The sequence below is a fragment of the Armatimonadota bacterium genome (genome assembly GCA_031432545.1).
Lineage (GTDB): Bacteria > Sysuimicrobiota > Sysuimicrobiia > Sysuimicrobiales > Sysuimicrobiaceae > Caldifonticola > Caldifonticola tengchongensis.
Map to the genome: position 1 here is coordinate 74,923 of JAVKGX010000003.1, position 16,871 is coordinate 91,793.

16 protein-coding genes are annotated in these 16,871 nt (G+C 68.2%); 15 read left to right on the forward strand and 1 reads right to left on the reverse strand.

Annotated elements, in window-relative coordinates; all coding sequences use genetic code 11:
* Position 1 precedes the first annotated feature (1 nt).
* The 7 genes from ilvC to QN163_05010 all read left to right on the forward strand — a co-directional run bounded on the left by ilvC (position 2) and on the right by QN163_05010 (position 8,667).
* Positions 2-1,033: a ketol-acid reductoisomerase gene (gene ilvC, locus QN163_04980; protein MDR5683365.1), complete on the forward strand. Its 1,032-nt coding sequence runs from the start codon at positions 2-4 to the stop codon at positions 1,031-1,033.
* Between the two features lie 5 nt (positions 1,034-1,038).
* Positions 1,039-2,589 (forward strand): 2-isopropylmalate synthase, encoded by a 1,551-nt coding sequence (locus QN163_04985; GenBank protein ID MDR5683366.1) that lies wholly within the window; start codon positions 1,039-1,041, stop codon positions 2,587-2,589.
* 10 nt (positions 2,590-2,599) lie between these two features.
* Positions 2,600-3,880: a 3-isopropylmalate dehydratase large subunit gene (locus QN163_04990; GenBank protein ID MDR5683367.1), complete on the forward strand. Its 1,281-nt coding sequence runs from the start codon at positions 2,600-2,602 to the stop codon at positions 3,878-3,880.
* Positions 3,881-3,891: 11 nt separating this feature from the next.
* The gene (locus QN163_04995; protein MDR5683368.1) at positions 3,892-4,395 is read left to right on the forward strand and encodes a 3-isopropylmalate dehydratase small subunit; all 504 of its coding nucleotides are present in this window, start codon (positions 3,892-3,894) and stop codon (positions 4,393-4,395) included.
* Between the two features lie 352 nt (positions 4,396-4,747).
* Positions 4,748-5,803, forward strand: coding sequence for a 3-isopropylmalate dehydrogenase (gene leuB, locus QN163_05000; GenBank protein MDR5683369.1), 1,056 nt, complete (start codon positions 4,748-4,750; stop codon positions 5,801-5,803).
* Between the two features lie 130 nt (positions 5,804-5,933).
* Positions 5,934-7,598 carry a dihydroxy-acid dehydratase gene (gene ilvD / locus QN163_05005; protein MDR5683370.1) on the forward strand — a complete coding sequence of 555 codons (1,665 nt, stop codon included), beginning with the start codon at positions 5,934-5,936 and terminating at the stop codon, positions 7,596-7,598.
* Positions 7,599-7,779: 181 nt separating this feature from the next.
* The gene (locus QN163_05010; GenBank protein MDR5683371.1) at positions 7,780-8,667 is read left to right on the forward strand and encodes an amidohydrolase family protein; all 888 of its coding nucleotides are present in this window, start codon (positions 7,780-7,782) and stop codon (positions 8,665-8,667) included.
* A gap of 11 nt (positions 8,668-8,678) precedes the next feature.
* Here QN163_05010 and sppA read toward each other — a convergent pair whose 3' ends face one another.
* Positions 8,679-9,635 carry a signal peptide peptidase SppA gene (gene sppA, locus QN163_05015; protein ID MDR5683372.1) on the reverse strand — a complete coding sequence of 319 codons (957 nt, stop codon included), beginning with the start codon at positions 9,633-9,635 and terminating at the stop codon, positions 8,679-8,681.
* 157 nt (positions 9,636-9,792) lie between these two features.
* Between sppA and QN163_05020 the strand changes: the two genes are divergently transcribed.
* The 8 genes from QN163_05020 to QN163_05055 all read left to right on the forward strand — a co-directional run bounded on the left by QN163_05020 (position 9,793) and on the right by QN163_05055 (position 16,853).
* Complete coding sequence (locus QN163_05020) at positions 9,793-10,932, forward strand: PstS family phosphate ABC transporter substrate-binding protein (protein ID MDR5683373.1); 1,140 nt, start codon at positions 9,793-9,795, stop codon at positions 10,930-10,932.
* A 101-nt stretch (positions 10,933-11,033) separates the two neighbouring features.
* On the forward strand, positions 11,034-12,176 hold the full coding sequence (locus QN163_05025) for a PstS family phosphate ABC transporter substrate-binding protein (GenBank protein ID MDR5683374.1): 1,143 nt from the start codon (positions 11,034-11,036) through the stop codon (positions 12,174-12,176).
* Positions 12,177-12,219: 43 nt separating this feature from the next.
* Positions 12,220-13,209, forward strand: a complete 990-nt coding sequence (pstC, locus tag QN163_05030; GenBank protein ID MDR5683375.1) for a phosphate ABC transporter permease subunit PstC — start codon at positions 12,220-12,222, stop codon at positions 13,207-13,209.
* On the forward strand, positions 13,206-14,093 hold the full coding sequence (gene pstA, locus QN163_05035; GenBank protein ID MDR5683376.1) for a phosphate ABC transporter permease PstA: 888 nt from the start codon (positions 13,206-13,208) through the stop codon (positions 14,091-14,093). The genes pstC and pstA overlap by 4 nt, the downstream gene beginning before the upstream one ends.
* Positions 14,094-14,101: 8 nt before the next feature.
* A complete protein-coding gene (gene pstB / locus QN163_05040; GenBank protein MDR5683377.1) occupies positions 14,102-14,920 on the forward strand; it encodes a phosphate ABC transporter ATP-binding protein PstB in 819 nt (272 codons plus the stop codon).
* A gap of 29 nt (positions 14,921-14,949) precedes the next feature.
* The gene (gene phoU / locus QN163_05045; GenBank protein ID MDR5683378.1) at positions 14,950-15,624 is read left to right on the forward strand and encodes a phosphate signaling complex protein PhoU; all 675 of its coding nucleotides are present in this window, start codon (positions 14,950-14,952) and stop codon (positions 15,622-15,624) included.
* On the forward strand, positions 15,621-16,052 hold the full coding sequence (locus QN163_05050) for an arsenate reductase ArsC (protein MDR5683379.1): 432 nt from the start codon (positions 15,621-15,623) through the stop codon (positions 16,050-16,052). Before phoU ends, QN163_05050 begins: the two co-directional genes overlap by 4 nt.
* A 138-nt stretch (positions 16,053-16,190) precedes the next feature.
* Positions 16,191-16,853: a 50S ribosomal protein L25/general stress protein Ctc gene (locus tag QN163_05055; GenBank protein MDR5683380.1), complete on the forward strand. Its 663-nt coding sequence runs from the start codon at positions 16,191-16,193 to the stop codon at positions 16,851-16,853.
* Positions 16,854-16,871 lie beyond the last annotated feature (18 nt).

The following is a 16,871-nucleotide window of genomic DNA, read 5'->3' on the forward strand; positions in this document are numbered from 1 at the left end:
AATGGCAAAGACGTACTACGAACGCAACGCCAGTCCGGAACTCATCCGATCCAAGCGTGTGGCGGTGCTGGGGTACGGCAGCCAGGGGCACGCCCACGCCCTAAACCTGCGGGACCAAGGTGTGTCGGTGGTGGTGGGGCTGAAACCGGGCGGATCGTGGGACCGCGCACGGGCGGACAGATTCCGGGTGGTGGAGGTAGCCGAGGCAGTCCGGGAGGCGGACGTGGTCTCGGTGCTGCTGCCCGACATGGTACAGGCCCAGGTGTACCGGGAGGCCATCCGGCCGAACCTGCGCCGGGGACAGGCCATGGTCTTCGCCCACGGGTTCACGGTCCTGTACGGCCAGGTGGAACCTCCCTCCGACGTGGACGTGCTCATGGTGGCTCCCAAGTCTCCCGGACACCGCATGCGGGAGGTGTTCGTGGAAGGCCAAGGGGTGCCCGGGCTCGTGGCCGTACACCAGGACACCACCGGTCAGGCCAAGGACCTCGCGTTGGCGTACGCGTGGGGGGTGGGCTGCCTGCGGGCTGGGGTGGTGGAGACCACCTTCCGGGAGGAGACCGAAAGTGACCTGTTTGGCGAGCAGGCGGTCCTGTGCGGCGGGGTCACGGCCCTGATCCAGGCGGGCTTCGAGACCCTCGTGGAGGCCGGTTACCAGCCGGAGATCGCCTACTTCGAGTGCCTGAATGAGCTGAAGCTGATCGTGGACCTCATCTACGAGGGCGGCATCCAGCGGATGCGGTACTCCGTGTCGGACACGGCGGAATATGGAGACTACACCCGTGGCCCGCAGATCATCGACCAGCACGTGCGGCAGCGGATGAGGGAGATTCTCAAGGAGATCCAGGACGGGAGGTTCGCCCGGGAGTGGATCCTGGAGGGCCAGGCCAACTTCCCGTCCCTGCAGAACCTTCGGGTTCGGGCGGCGCAGCACCCCATCGAGGAGGTAGGCCGTCAACTGCGGGCCATGATGCCATGGCTGCGGCGGCAGCCCAATGGCGCGCAGGCAGTAGGAGTTGGCACAGGCAGCTAGCGTTGATGGATCGCGTCTACATCTTTGACACGACCCTGCGAGACGGGGAGCAGTCACCCGGATTCTCCATGACCGTCCAGGAGAAGCTGGAGATGGCGCGGGCCCTCGCTCGCCTGGGCGTGGACGTGATCGAGGCAGGGTTCCCCATCGCGTCCTCGGGCGACCTGGAGGCGGTCCGGCTCATCGCCCGCGAGGTGCGGGGCCCGGTGATCTGCGGCCTGGCCCGGGCTCAGCGGCAGGACATCGAGGTGTGCTGGGAAGGCGTACAGGAGGCGGAGCGACCCCGGATCCACACCTTCATCGCCACCTCCCCCATCCACATGGAACGGAAGCTCCGGATGAGGCCGGAGGAGGTGCTGGACGCCGCGCGGCAGGCCGTCCGGCTGGCGCGCTCCCTGTGTCCGGAGGTGGAGTTCAGCTGTGAGGATGCCACCCGTTCCGACGTGGGGTTTTTGTGCCGGGTGGTGGAGGCGGCCATCCGTGAGGGAGCTGCGGTCATCAACCTCCCCGACACGGTCGGGTATGCGGTCCCCCACGAGTACGCGAACCTCATTCACACTGTGCGGGAACGGGTCCCGGACTCCGACCGGGTGGTGTGGAGCGTGCACTGTCACGACGACCTCGGAATAGCGGTGGCCAACTCGCTCGCGGGGGTGCAGGCGGGGGCGCGCCAGGTGGAAGGCACCATCAACGGCATCGGGGAGCGCGCGGGCAACGCGGCCCTAGAGGAGGTGATCATGGCGCTGGCCACCCGCCGCGATGCCTTCGGGCTGCGGGTGGACGTGGACACCACCCGCATCTACCCCACCAGCCGGCTGCTGTCCGCCCTGACCGGGGTGGACGTGCAGCCCAACAAGGCCGTCGTCGGGGCCAACGCCTTCGCCCACGAGGCGGGCATCCACCAGCACGGCGTTCTCAGCGACCCGAGGACCTACGAGATCATAACCCCCGCCTCCGTTGGAGTGCCGACCAACCGGCTGGTCCTCGGCAAGCACTCGGGCCGCCACGGCCTGGTGCACGCACTCCGGGAGATGGGCTTTCAGCTCACCGAAGGAGAGGTGGAGCGGGTGTACACCCGCTTCAAGGCCCTGTGCGACCGCAAGAAGCGGGTGGAGGTGGGCGACCTGGTGGCCCTGGTGCAGGAGTGGTTCGCCGCCGCGCCCGAGACGTACCGGCTGGTGTCCTTCCGGGTCACCACGGCCAGCGACGAACCGCCGCACGCCGCGGTGCGTCTGGAGCGGTCCGGCCAGCTGCACGTGGCCGAGAGCAGCGGGGACGGACCCGTGGATGCCCTGTTCGCGGCCATCAACGCGGCCACCGGGCGGCAGGTGCGGCTGGTGGACTACAGCCTGCGATCTGCCACCGGCGGCAGCGACGCCCTGGGCGAAGCGGTGTGTCGGCTGGTGGAGGGGGACCGGGTGGCCACGGGCCGCGGCAGCAGCACCGACGTCCTGGAGGCCAGCGCCCTGGCATACGTGGCAGCGCTGAACAAGCTGGTGGAGACCCGCCCTGCGGAGAAGGTCCCCGCGGGGCCGCAGGCAGCTTCCGGCCCCTGAGGGAGAACCCATGGGAATGACCATCACGGAAAAGATCCTGGCGTACCACGCCAACCTGCCCAAGGTGGAGCCCGGCGATTTGGTGGAGTGCCGGGTGGACATGCTGTTCGCCAACGACATCACCGCACCGCTGGCGATCCAGCAGTTCCAGCGGATCGGCGTGGACCGGGTATTCGACCCGGACCGCGTGGCCTTCGTCCTGGATCACTACTCGCCTGCGAAGGACATCGCATCCGCAGAGCAGTGCCGCATCACCCGGGAGTTCGTCCGCAAGCACGGGCTGGCGCACTTCTACGACGTGGGACGGGCGGGCATCGCGCACGTGCTGCTGGCGGAGGAGGGATTCGTGGCGCCCGGGGAGGTGTTCGTGGGGGCGGACTCCCACACCTGCAACCACGGGGCGCTGGGGGCTTTCGCCACCGGGGTGGGTAGCTCGGACCTGGCCGCCGCCATGGCCACGGGACGCTTGTGGTTCCGGGTCCCGCCCACCCTGCACTTCGTGTTCCGCGGGACCCTGCCGCGCTGGGTAACGGGCAAGGACCTGGTGCTCCGGATCATCGGGGACATCGGGGTGGACGGGGCGCGGTACGCGGCCATGGAGTTCGCGGGACCGGTGCTCCAGCAGCTTTCCATGGACGAGCGGTTCTCCATCACCAACATGGCGGTGGAGGCGGGCGCGAAGAACGGCATCATGGAACCCGACGAGGCGGTGTTGGACTGGGTTCGGCCACGGGCCCGGCGTCCGTTCCAGCCGGTGTACGGGGATCCGGACGCATCCTACGCTGCGGTGTACGAGTACGACGTGACGGACATGCAGCCCGTGGTGAGCGCGCCGCCGTCGCCGGCCAACGTGCTCCCGGTCGCGGAGGTGTCGGGCGTGCGGGTGGACCAGTGCTTCATCGGCACGTGCACCAACGGGCGCATCGAGGACCTCCGTCAGGCAGCGCAGGTGCTGGCAGGCCGGCGGATCCATCCGAACGTGCGCCTGCTGGTGATCCCGGCCAGCCCCCACGTCTATCGCCAGGCCCTGGAGGAAGGGCTCATCCAGGTGTTCCTGGACGCGGGAGGTGCGGTGTCCACGCCCACCTGCGGGCCGTGCATCGGCGGGCACATGGGGGTGCTGGCCGAAGGGGAGGTGTGCGTGTCCACCAGCAGCCGGAACTTCATCGGCCGCATGGGACACCGGGGCAGCAAGACGTACCTGTCCAACGCCGCGGTGGCGGCCGCAGCCGCGGTGGCAGGCAAGCTCGTGCACCCCGACGAGGTCGTGCGGGAACCGACGCGGGTGTGAGGATGTCGGCCATCGCGATCCGGGGTAGGGCGCACAAAGTCGGCGACCACGTCGACACCGACCTCATCATCGCGGGGCGGTACCTGGTCACCACGGAACCTGCCGAACTCGCTGAGCACCTCTTCGAGGACCTGGATCCCGGGTTGCGCCAGCGCATCCGGCCCGGGGACGTCGTGGTGGCCGGCGAGAACTTTGGGCAGGGCAGCTCCCGGGAGCACGCTCCCCTGGCCCTGGTGGGTGCCGGCGTGGCTGCGGTGGTGGCGGCTTCCTACGCGCGCATCTTCTACCGAAACGCCTTCAACAACGGCCTGCTCCTGCTGGAGTGCCCGGAGGCCAGCCGCGCGGTGCAGGACGGCGACGAGCTGGAGATCGACCCGCACACGGGGGAGATCCGGAACCTCACCCGGGGTGAAGTCTACCGGGCCAGGCCCATCCCGCCCTTCATGCAGGAGCTCACGCGACTCGGCGGGATCATCCCCTACGTGCGGCGCAGGCTCGGACTGGAGGCGTGCTGATGCGGGTGGAGGTGTACGACACGACCTCCAAGACCGGACGCATGGCGCGGACGTGGAGTTTTCCGTGAAGGAGACGCTGCGCTGTGCCCTGGCCTGGACGAGGTCGTGTGGACTTCGTGGAGGGCGGCAGTTAGCTCACGCGTGGTGGTGGACGGCCCCGTGGCGGTCGTACGGGCTGCATGCACGGGTAGCGGTGGCGATTGCGGGTGGGCATCAGGACGGAGGAGATACCATGGAGGAGGTCTGGAAGGAGGAACTGGAGGCCGTGCTGGGCTGGCTGTGTGAGGCAGAGGCGTCGGAGCAGGACGAGGACAGCTGGACCATCGCCTGCATCCAGCAGATGTACTGACCCGTGGACGCGCGCATCCTCCTCCTGCCCGGGGACGGGATCGGCCCGGAGGTGGTGGGGCAAGCGGTCCGTGTGCTCGACGCCGTCGGACAGCGCTACCGGCACTGCTTCACCCACCGTACGGAACTCATCGGCGGCGAGGCCATCGACCGGTACGGCGACCCCCTTCCGGGCCCGACCCGCGACGCGCTGCGGGACTGCGACGCGATCCTCCTGGGTGCGGTGGGAGGCCCTCGTTGGGATCAAGTCCCGGTGCGGCCGGAGTCCGGGTTGCTCGCGTTGCGCTATGAACTCGGGGTGTACGCGAATCTCAGGCCCGCCACCTTGCTGGACGGCCTGGAGACCGCCTCACCCTTGCGCCCTGAGGTGGTTCGGGGTACGGACTTCCTCATCGTCCGCGAGCTCACGGGCGGACTTTACTTTGGCCAACCCAAGACCCGCGACATTCACCGAGCGGTGGACACCATGGCGTACACCGCTGCAGAGGTGGAGCGGGTAGCCCGGGTCGCCTTCGGTGCGGCGCAGGCACGCCGAAGGCGGGTGCACTCCGTGGACAAGGCGAACGTGCTCGAGACCTCGCGGCTTTGGCGCGAGGTGGTGACCCGCGTGAGCCAGGAGTTCCCGGACGTGACGTTGGAAAACCTGCTGGTCGACACCTGCGCCATGCAGCTGGTGCGCCGGCCCACCGCGTTCGACGTGATCCTCGCCGAGAACACCTTCGGGGACATCCTGAGCGACGTAGCCGCGGCCGTGGTGGGTTCCATCGGAATCCTCCCCTCGGCCAGCCTCGGGGACCGACCGCCGTTTCTGTACGAGCCGGTTCACGGATCGGCCCCCGACATCGCGGGACGTGGGGTCGCCAACCCGCTGGGCGCCATCCTGAGCGCCGCGCTGATGCTTCGGTACTCGTTCGGCCTTGAAGCAGAGGCGCGCGCGGTGGACGAGGCGGTGCGTGCAGTGGTGCGGGAAGGGATTGCCACTCCCGATCTAGGCGGCGGAGCCCGGACCGACGAGGTGGGGGTTGCGGTAGCGAACCGCGTGCTCCACCTGGCGGGCTAGACACCGCGGCGTAACCCTTTACGGCCAAGGTACGGCCAGCGGTGCTGGCATTCCCTTTTCACGCAGCCCGTACGGTGCTGCCGGCGGATGCGCCGAAAGGGTTGACAGGAGCAGGCAAGGAGGTGGCGCCGTGCGGAGCGACGCGCTCAAGTCCGGGGTGCCCCGGTCGCCGGCCCGTGCGATGCTGCGGGCCGTGGGTCTACATGACGAAGACTTCCAGCGGCCCTTCGTGGGCGTGGTCAACACGTGGACGGACGGGATGCCGTGCAACTTCCACCTGCGGGAGCTGGCGGACGACTTGCAGATGGGGCTACGAGACGCGGGTGTGCTGGGGTTTCAGTTCGGCGCCCCGGCCGTAAACGACGCCATGGCGATGGGGACGGAGGCGATGCGCGCCAGCCTCATCAGCCGGGAAGTGGTGGCGGATGCGGTAGAGGTGGTAGCCCGCGGGTACCTGTACGACGGGATGGCCGTGCTGGTCGGGTGCGACAAGACCATCCCAGGCGGGGCCATGGGAGTGATCCGCAGCGGTGTTCCGGGCATCGTGCTGTATGGCGGCACCGTCGCCCCGGGCGTCCTCGGCGGCCGGAAGCTGACCATCGTGGATGCCTTCGAGGCGGTGGGCAAGTTCAGCGCGGGTCAGATGGGTCGGGAGGAGTTCGAGGCGGTGGAGCGGCGCGCGGTGCCGGGTCCGGGGGCGTGCGGAGGGCAGTACACCGCCAACACCATGGCCCTCGTGCTGGAGGCGTTGGGGTTGTCCCCAATGGGGTACAACGCCATTCCCGCCACCGTCCCCGAGAAGAAGGAAGCTACTCGCAGAGCCGGGGCGGTTTTGGCGGAAGCTGTACGTGCGGGGAGGGCGCCGCGCGAGTACCTGACTCGCGGTTCTTTCTTGAATGCCGTCGCGACGGTGGCGGCAACGGGAGGTTCCACCAATGCGGTGCTGCACCTGCTCGCGCTGGCCCTCGAGCTGGGGATCCCACTGGAGCTGGACGACTTCGACCGGGTGTCGCGCCGCACACCAGTGATCGCCGATTTGCGGCCGTGGGGCACCTACACGGCCTGGGAACTGTACGAGGCCGGCGGAACGCGCCTCGTGTTCCGCCGGATGTTGGAAGGCGGGCTGCTCGATGGCGACCAGAAGACCGTCACCGGCCGAACCCTCGCCGAAGAGGCGGGCGACGCGCAGGGGGCGCCCGGCCAGTCGGTCGTGTGGTCTGCCCACAGGCCGGTGAAGCGGCACGGGGGTCTGGCGATCCTTCGCGGTTCCCTGGCACCCCGGGGCGCGGTGATCAAGGTCGCGGGCACCGAACGCATGCAGTTCCATGGGCCCACTCGTGTCTTCGACGGGGAGGCCGACGCGCTCCATGCGGTCTTGGAAGGACGGATCCGGCCCGGTGACGTGGTGGTCATCCGCTACGAAGGTCCCAAGGGGGCACCCGGGATGCCCGAGATGCTGTCGGTGACCGCCGCGTTGGTCGGGCGCGGCCTCGGCCCCGACGTGGCGCTGGTGACGGACGGGCGGTTCTCCGGCGGTACACGGGGGTTGATGGTGGGGCACGTGGACCCCGAAGCGCAGGTGGGTGGGCCCATTGCGTTGGTCCGAGACGGCGACCCCATCGTCGTCGACGTGGAGAGCAGGCGGTTGGATGTGGACGTACCACCCGAGGAGCTGGAGAGGAGGAAGCGGGACTTCGTGCCACCGGCGCCGCGCTATCGTGTCGGCCTGTTCGGCCGCTATGCGGCCCTCGTGGGGTCCGCCTCGGAGGGCGCGATCCTGCGCGTGGAGCCGTGAAGCCGCAGGTTCGCCACACGTGGCTTCGCGTCGCGTGCCGGGCTCTGCTGCTCGCGCGGCGCTGGCTGAAAGACGACCGCAACCCCCCGATGCGGAGTTGCCCACGTGTGACCATTGGGTCGGGCGGTGGGCCTCAGTCCTTTCGACCGCCACAGACGGGGTATGATGGCAGCGAGCGCCGATGCCGGAGATCGTTGACAGCCACGTTCACTTGGTCACGCCGGGGATGGTACGCCGGTACGCATCGCGCCCGCTGCCGATCCGGCAACGGGCGCTGGAGGCGGCGCAGGCGCACCGGATGAGGCGGCTGGGGGATGTGGGTGAGGAGTCGATCGCCGAGATCGCCGCGCGCTGGCAGCGGGAGCTCGACGCGCACGGCGTGGCGGCGGCCTTCTTCATCGCGGTGGGCGAGGCCAACGAGGAACTCGCCGAGTTCGTCTCGCTCAACCCGAACCGGTTCTTCGGCTGGGGAAGCGTCGCCGATCCGTTGCATCCGGACGCCGCGCGCACCGTAGCACGCTTCCCACAGTGGGGCCTGCGGGGCCTGAAGCTCTACCCGCCGGTGCAGCGGTTCGACGCAAGCGACCGTGCTTTGTTCCCGCTCTACGAGAAGGCGGCCGAGCTCGGTCTTCCGGTGCTGTTTCACTTTGGGATCACGGTGGCCCCGCTGTACGACCTCAGGTACGCGAACCCCCTCAACCTATCGGCCGCGCTCAAGCAGTTCCCGGACGTGACGTTCGGGATTGCCCACTTCGGAGCGGGGTTCCTGCGGGAGACGCTGTTTTTGGCCTACCACACCGACAACGTGTTCGTGGACACCTCAGGCACGAACAACTGGCGCGAGTACCACCCAGGCAACCCCTCGCTGGAGTCGGTGTTCTCCGACGCACTGCGCGCGTTCGGACCGCAGCGTGTACTGTTTGGCACCGACACCGCGGTCGGTCCCTATCGCGGCCACATCCTCCGGGAGCAGGTGGACATCCTGCAGCGCCTGGAGCTCTCCGAAGCGGACCGTGCCCTGGTACTCGGCGGCAACGCCAGGCGCCTGTTCCGCATCGGCGGAGGGTAGACGGCCGTCCCTTACGGCACCATCAGGTACTGCAGGGTGAACGGCGACACCGCGCGGCCGGGTGCGGTGGGCCGCGGAGGCCAAGCAGCAAGCCCTACCAGTGCCTGGAGCAACCCGCCGGGCGGATACTCCACGACACGCGCCCGATCCAGGTTCGTCCGCCGGAGGGCCTCAGCCAAGGCTTGGGGAAACTGCCCCAGGCTGTCCACCAGACCCGCTCGCAGCGCCTGCCGCCCGGTCAAGATGCGCCCGTCGGCGAACTGCAGCACGCGGGAGCGATCCATGCGGCGGCCCTCGGCGACCACGTCCACGAACCGCTGGTAGATCTCGTCCACGAGCCCGCGGAACAGCGCGGCCTCCTCGGGTGTGATGGGGCGGTTGGGGTTGCCCATGTCTTTGAACCGCCCGCTCTTGAACACCACTGCCCGGATGCCGATCTTGCGGTTGAACTCCTCCAGGTTGGGCAGCGCCACGATCACGCCGATGCTGCCGGTGATCGTGGACGGATCGGCGACGATGTGATCGGCGGCCGCGGCGACGTAGTAACCGCCCGAGGCCGCGGTCTCGGTCATCCGCGCGATCACCGGCTTGCCGGCCCGGCGCAGCGAGGCGACCTTCGCGTGGATCTCGGCGCTTGCGACGACCGATCCACCCGGCGTGTTGAGTTCGAGGATCACCGCCTTGACCGCTGAGTCGCGCTCGGCGCGGTCGAGGAGCTCGACGATCTGCCGGCTGGAGGCGACCGGCCCGAAGACGGACATGCCGCCCTCGCGGACGATCGGCCCCGTAATCCGGATCAGCGCGATCTTGTCGGGCCCCTCACCGCTGACGTGACGTTCCTGTGCGGGGCCACCCCCGGCCAACCCCGCGCCTGCCACCAGCCCCAGGCCCGCGCCCACGACCATCGCAGCTCCCAGAGCCACGAGTGCCAAAACCACTCCGACGACGACCGCCACCGTCTGTCGCATTCCGTCACCCCCGTCGATGTGACTGCCCGCGATCGATCTTCGTGAATCCCCCTTCGGTTGCCTGTCGGCCTTCACCGAGGTTTAACGCCGTGTCAACTGCGCCTTATCGCGCGGTGTGTAGCCTTGAAAGCAAACGGAGCGCAGGAGGCTAGCAAAGATGCATCGCGCAGGTCGAATGCGCAGGTGGGCAGTTGGGGTCGCATCGATCGCTGTCGTGGCGCTGGCGTCGGGCGTGGGCGCGCAGGGCCGTCCCGGGGGTACGACAAGCCCGCCGGGCACGATCGTCGTGGACGGCTCGAGCACGGTGGCACCGATCACGAGCGCGATCGCCGAAGAGTTCGTCAAGACACCGCAAGGGCGCGGCGTCCGGATCACCGTGGGGGTCAGCGGCACGGGTGGGGGGTTCAAGAAGTTCTGCGCCGATAGCCCCCAGTCCCGTACCGACATCTCGAATGCGTCGCGGCCGATCCAGGCGACCGAAGACGAAGCGTGCCGTCGTCATCAAGTGAGCTACACGGAAGTGCCGGTCGGCATCGATGGACTGGCGGTGGTCGTGCACCCACGCAACACCTGGGCGACGTGCCTGACCGCGGGCGAACTGCGTCGGATTTGGGAGCCGGCGGCGGAACGACAGATCACCACCTGGCGTCAGGTGCGGCGCTCGTTCCCCGACCGCCCCCTGCGCCTGGCCGGGCCCGGCGCAGACTCAGGGACGTTCGACAGTTTCACGGAGGTGATCGTAGGCAAGGCGAAGTCGAGCCGGGGTGACTACCAGGCGAGCGAGGACGACAACGTCCTCGTGCAGTTCGTCCAGCGGGACGAGGGCGCGCTGGGGTACTTCGGCTTGGCCTATCTGGAAGAGAATCTGGGGCGGATCAAGGGCGTGGCCATCGATCCCAGCGACAAGGTGGACCTCACGAGCGACAGCGAGTGTCAGGGTGTGGGCCCGACGTTCGAGAACGTCCTCGCGGGCCGGTACCGGCCACTCACGCGTCCGCTGTTCATCTACGTGAACCGGGTGAGCGCGCAGACCAAGCCCGAGGTGCGCACGTTCGTCAACTACTACATCGGCCCCGACGGCGTCCGCCGCCAGGTCGACGACCCGCGTACAAGGGGCGCCAAGACGCCCCTGATCCGGGCGGTCGGCTACGTCGAGTTTCCCGCTGAGGTGTACACGCTGGCAGCCCGGTGCTTTGCGATGCTGCGCGCGGGGACCGCATTCACCCGGGATGGTCGCCCTGCTGGTTCGGCGTCGGTGGGAGACGTGGTGCAGCGGTACCGTCAGCGCTGTCGTTGACGGGCTGGGGCGCGGGTGGGAGGTCCCCTTGAGCCTCCCACCTTTCGGCTTAGCCGTTTCTTAACGGTTCCTTATGGTGTTCCCAACGACCTCGTGGAACCGTGGGTGTCGTGCGACTCGCCGTGCTGGCGCTCGTGCTCGCTGTGGCAGGCTGCGGGCCCACGGGGCTCCGCCGCGCCGCTCCGGCCGACGTGCCGCCAGGGGGGACCGCGAGCCCGCCGGGGACCATTGTGATCGATGGGTCCAGCACGGTGGCGCCGCTGACGGGTGCGGTCGCCGAGGAGTTCCGCAAGACCTCGCAGGGTCGCGACGTGCGGGTGACGGTCGGCGTCAGCGGCACGGGCGGAGGGTTCAAGAAGTTCTGCGCGGCCAGCGCGACGTCGCGCACCGACTTCCAGGGAGCCTCTCGGCCGATTCGCGCGGAGGAAGACGAAGCGTGTCGCCGAAACCAGGTGGCCTACATCGAGATCCCCGTCGCGATCGACGGCCTGGCCGTGGTGGTCCACCCGCAGAACACGTGGGCGCGCTGCCTTACGGTGGGCGAACTTAGACGGATCTGGGAGCCGGGCGCTGAGGGACGCGTGACGAGCTGGAAGCAGGTACGGCGCACGTTCCCCGATCGACCCCTGCGGCTGGCAGGCCCGGGCGCAGATTCCGGCACGTTCGACTCGTTCACCGAGATCGTCGTCGGCACCGCGAAGGCGAGCCGGGGCGACTACCAGGCGAGCGAGGACGACAACGTCATCGTGCAGTTTGTGCAGCGGGACGTCGGGGCCCTCGGGTACTTCGGCCTGGCATACCTCGAGGAAAACGTGGGTCGTGTGAAAGGGGTGGCGATCGATCCCGCCGATGAGGTGGACCTGGCTTCCGACGCCGACTGCCGGGGCGTGGAGCCCACGTTCGACGCCATCCTCTCTGGCCGGTACCGGCCGCTGACGCGTCCTTTGTTCCTCTACGCCAACCGAGTCAGCGCGCAGATCAAGCCCGAGGTCGGGGAGTTCGTCGACTACTACATCGGCCCCGATGGCCTGCGCGCCCGGGTTCCCGATCCCAGAAGCCCTGCGTCGGAGACGAAGCTGGTGAGGGCGGTCGGCTACGTGGAGTTCCCAGACGAGATCTACGACCTGGGACGGAGGTGCTTCGACGCAGGGGTCGTCGGCACTGCGTTCCAGGATCGAGGCCAACCGGCGGGCTCGGCGACCGTCGGCGATGTGGTCCGCGAGTACCGGCGACGCTGCCGATGAGGGTTGCCGCCCCGGAGAGCGTGATTTCGTGGCTTCGGTTCCCATGACCCGGAAGAAGCGGCGCGTCGGCGAGCGTCTGATCGAGTCGGGTCTCGCCGTGTGCGGATTGTGGTCGATCCTCATCACCCTGAGCATCGTCGGTGTGCTGTTGTTCGAGACGGTTGCGTTCTTCCGCTTGCCCATCGAAGCCACCAACCCCGAGATCGTCTCCCGCCGTGCCGATCTGCAGCGATTCGCCGAGGCGCGTCCGGACCTCGTAGGCCGACCGCTCGCTTTGGTCCGGGAGTTCTTCACAGAGACCACCTGGAGCCCGCTGTTCAGCAACAAGCGGTTCGGGATCCTGCCGCTGGTGGCGGGTACGGTGCTAACGAGTTTGATCGCGCTGCTGGTTGCGGTCCCGATCGGGCTGCTGGCGGCGACCTATCTCAGCGAGTTCGCGTCCGCGCGCACGCGAGCCCGGGTCAAGCCGGTTCTGGAGATCCTCGCCGGCGTTCCGACGATCGTATACGGGTACTTCGCGCTGACGTTCGTGACGCCCCTGCTGCAGGACTACGTCTTCGGGCAGGCGATGGCCGGGCAGAACGCGCTGTCCGCCGGTCTGGTGATGGGCGTGATGATCCTGCCCCTGGTGGCTTCGCTCAGCGAAGACGTGATGCGGGCGGTGCCTGTCGACCTGCGACATGGTGCCTACGCACTGGGTGCGACCCGCATGGAGGTGGCGGTGCGCGTCGTGCTGCCGGCCGCGCTGTCCGGCATCGCCGCGGCGTGCATCCTGGCACTGTCGAGGGCGGTGGGCGAGACGATGATCGTCGCGCTGGCCGCCGGGCAGACGCCCAACTGGACGTTCAATCCCTTGGAGACCGTGTCGACGATCACCGCATTCATCGTCCAGGTGAGCCTGGGCGACACGCCCTACGGGTCGGTTGAGTACCGCACGCTGTTCGCGGTCGGGATGGTGCTGTTCCTGATGACCCTGGCGATGAACATCGTCAGCTATCGTATCGTGCGGCGCTTCCAGGAGGTGTACCTGTGAGTGTCGTCGCGGCCGTCGGAGACGATGCGCTGGCCGCGCGTCTGCGTCGGCGGCAGCACGTGGCCAGGCTGTTCGTGGCCAGCTGCCAGGCTGCGACGCTGTTCGGCCTCCTGTTCTTGGCGGTGCTGCTGGTCGACGTGGTGCGGGCCGGGGCTCCTTACGTCCGACCGGAGCTGGTCACCAACTTCCCGTCGCGCTTCCCAGATCGTGCCGGATACCTGAGCGCGTTGGTCGGCACGGTGTACGTGGCCGGACTCATGGCGGTGCTGACATTCCCGGTGGCGATCGCCGCCGCGGTCTACCTCGTGGAGTACGCGCCGCGCGGCCGCCTCAGCACGCTCCTCCAGATCAACATCGCCAACTTGGCGGGGGTGCCCTCGATCATCTACGGGCTGCTGGGCCTGGGCCTGTTCGTGGAGTTCCTCAGGATGGGCAAGAGCGTGATGGCGGGAGCACTTACGCTGGGGCTGCTGGTGCTGCCGATGGCGATGATCGCGTCGCGCGAGGCGATCGCCAGCGTCCCGTACTCGATGCGGGAGGCCGCCTACGCGCTCGGGGCCACGCGGTGGCAGGTGATCCGGCACCACGTCCTGCCCTACGCGATGCCCGGCATCCTCACCGGCACGATCCTGTCGCTGTCGCGGGCGGTGGGCGAGACCGCGCCGCTCATCATGCTCGGCGCCCTCCAGTACGTGCCGTTCCTACCGGACAGCGTATGGGACTTCTTCACCGTGCTTCCGATTCAGATCTTCAACTACGTCTCGCTGCCGCAGCCGGAGTTTCGCCGGGTCGCGGCAGCGGGCATCATCCTGCTGCTGGCCATCCTGCTGACGCTGAACGCCGCAGCCATTTGGCTGCGCAATCGGTCACAAGTCCGCTGGTGAGGGAGACGATGCGACAAGCCGTGGGCGTCCGTCCCAGCCTCGAGGTCGTGCACAGGGCACCGACGGTAACCGAGCCGGTGCTGCAGGTGCGTGACCTCCGTCTGTGGTATGGGGATGTCTTGGCGCTGCGGGGCGTGACGCTCGACATCTCGTCGCAGCGCATCACAGCCATCATCGGACCGTCCGGTTGCGGCAAGAGCACCCTGGTCCGCTCTCTGAACCGAATGAATGACCTCATCCCGGGAGTCCGGATCGCGGGTACCGTGCTGTTCCGGGGACAAGACATCTACGCCGGGGACGTCGACCCCGTCGAAGTGCGTGTCCGGATCGGCATGGTGTTCCAGAAGCCCAACCCGTTTCCCAAGTCGATCTACGAGAACGTGGCGTTCGGGTTGCGTCTGCACAGCCGGCTGTCCCGCCGTGAACTCGACGAACGCGTGGAGCGGGCGCTGCGGAACGCCGCCCTGTGGGACGAGGTGAGAGACGTGTTGCACACCAAAGGCGGGTTGGAGCTGTCGGGGGGACAGCAGCAGCGGCTGTGCATCGCGCGAGCTCTGGCGGTCGAGCCGGAAGTCCTCCTGATGGACGAGCCGTGCTCCGCGCTCGATCCGGTCTCCACGGCGCGCATCGAGGCGCTGATGGAGGATCTCAAGAGGCACTACACGATCGTCATCGTGACCCACAACATGCAGCAGGCCGCACGGGTGTCGGACTTCACGGCGTTCTTGCTGAACGGTGAGCTCATCGAGTTCGGGGCCACGGATGACATCTTCACCCGGCCGAAGGACAGCCGGACGGAGGACTACATCACTGGCCGGTTCGGGTAGCAGAGTTCCAGCAGACCGGAGGTGGCAGGATGGCGCCCGAGGCCCGGCACATCCGCGAGTCGTACGACGAGGCCCTGCGGTCCCTCGAAGAGGACCTGGTCCGCATGGGCAGCATCGCCGGCGAGTTGATCCACCGGTCCATCGAAGCACTGAAGAAGCAGGACGTGCAGGAAGCCGAGGCCGTGGTCGCGGAGGACGACCGCGTGGACGCCATGCACCTGGACATCGAGCGCCGTGTGGTCAAGCTGCTGGCGACGCAGCAACCGATGGCGCGCGACCTGCGGGTCCTGACGTCGGCGCTGGCCATCTCGATCGATCTGGAGCGGCTCGCCGACCACGCGGAGGCCATCGCCAAGGCCACCAAGCGGTTGAGCCGGGAACCGCTCCTCAAACCCCTGGTCGACATCCCGTACATGGAGCAGATCGTACAGGAGATGCTGCAGGATGCGCTGCGGGCGTTCGTACAGCGCGACGCGCAGCTGGCCGAAGCGCTGGCGGCGAAGGACGACACCGTGGACGCGTTGCGGTCGCAGGTGTTCCGCGAGTTGCTGACCTACATGGCCGAGGACCCCCGCACGATCTCGCGGGGGCTGGACCTCATCCTGGTCACCCAGAACCTAGAGCGTGCCGCCGACCACGTGACGAACATCGCCGAGCGCGTGATCTACATGATCACCGGTGAGATGAAGGAGCTGAACGTGTGAGGGTGCTGTTCGTGTGCACCGGGAACTCGGCGCGGTCGCAGATGGCCGAGGGTCTGCTCCGGCATCTTGGGGGCGGGCGGATTGAGGTCTACAGCGCCGGCACCGAACCGAGGGGGCTGAACCCGTATGCGGTGCGGGCGATGGCCGAGCGTGGGATCGACATCTCCCATCACACGAGCAAAAGCCTGGAACCGTTCCTGGGCCAGAGGTTCGACTGGGTGATCACGGTCTGTGACAGGGCGAAGCAATCCTGCCCCACGTTCACCGGTGCGGCCGGACGCATCCACTGGTCGGTCGGCGATCCCGCGGAGGTCCAAGGATCCGACGAACAAGTACTGTCTGCATTCCGGGCCGTCCGCGACGACCTGGAAGCCCGCATCCGCACGTTCCTTTCGCAGCGTGCACCGGCCGGCACACCCTCCAGCTGACCCCCCGGGGGCGACGACGGGTCGTGTGGGTGGACTTGCGACCGCGCGTTGGACACCGGTGCGGCCGGTTGCTATAATCGGCTGCCGGGCTGGCCGGAGCACGGCGTTCGCCGCAGCGTCTGTGGACGGAGGATCTCGATGCAGCGTCTTTCACTGGAAGCGGAAGTTCGGAGCCGGACCGGCAAGGAGGTGGCGCGCAAGTTGCGCGCGGCCGGCCGGATCCCGGCGGTCCTCTACGGGCGGGGGATCGACCCGGTGGCCTTGAGCGTCGAGGCGAAGGCGTTCGAGTCCGCGCTGCTCACGGCTGCGGGGACCAACGTCCTCCTCGACCTCGTCATCCGCGGCAACGGTGCGCCGCGCAATGAGATCGCCATGGTGCAGGAGATCCAGCGCGATGTCCTGCGCAGGCGCATCGTACACGTCGACTTCCACAAGATCCACCTGACCGAGAAGATCCACGCACGGATCCCGGTGGTCCTCCGCGGGGAGGCACGCGGCGTCAAGGAGGGCGGCATCCTCGAACACCTTTTGCGCGAGGTCGAAGTGGAGTGCCTTCCCACTGCGCTGCCCGAACGCTTCGACCTGGACGTATCCGACCTGATGGTGGGTCACTCGCTGCACGTCAGCGACCTCCGCGCCCCGGAAGGTGTCACGCTCCTGACTTCGCCCGAGGAGACGATCGTGACGATCATCGCTCCGGCCGCCGGCGTGGAGGAGGAAGCGGCCCCGCCGGCGGAGGAGGCGGCGGAACCGGAACTGGTCGGCGCGGAGAAGAAGGGACCCGAGGAGTCCGAAGAATGAAACGCTGACTGCCGGAGT

Coding starts and splice junctions, on each gene's coding strand:
- ilvC (MDR5683365.1), top strand. CDS start 2: ATGGCAAAGACGTACTACGAACGCAACGCCAGTCCGGAACTCATCCGA.
- QN163_04985 (MDR5683366.1), top strand. CDS start 1,039: ATGGATCGCGTCTACATCTTTGACACGACCCTGCGAGACGGGGAGCAG.
- QN163_04990 (MDR5683367.1), top strand. CDS start 2,600: ATGGGAATGACCATCACGGAAAAGATCCTGGCGTACCACGCCAACCTG.
- QN163_05010 (MDR5683371.1), top strand. CDS start 7,780: ATGCCGGAGATCGTTGACAGCCACGTTCACTTGGTCACGCCGGGGATG.
- sppA (MDR5683372.1), bottom strand. CDS start 9,635: ATGCGACAGACGGTGGCGGTCGTCGTCGGAGTGGTTTTGGCACTCGTG.
- QN163_05020 (MDR5683373.1), top strand. CDS start 9,793: ATGCATCGCGCAGGTCGAATGCGCAGGTGGGCAGTTGGGGTCGCATCG.
- pstC (MDR5683375.1), top strand. CDS start 12,220: ATGACCCGGAAGAAGCGGCGCGTCGGCGAGCGTCTGATCGAGTCGGGT.
- pstB (MDR5683377.1), top strand. CDS start 14,102: ATGCGACAAGCCGTGGGCGTCCGTCCCAGCCTCGAGGTCGTGCACAGG.
- phoU (MDR5683378.1), top strand. CDS start 14,950: ATGGCGCCCGAGGCCCGGCACATCCGCGAGTCGTACGACGAGGCCCTG.
- QN163_05055 (MDR5683380.1), top strand. CDS start 16,191: ATGCAGCGTCTTTCACTGGAAGCGGAAGTTCGGAGCCGGACCGGCAAG.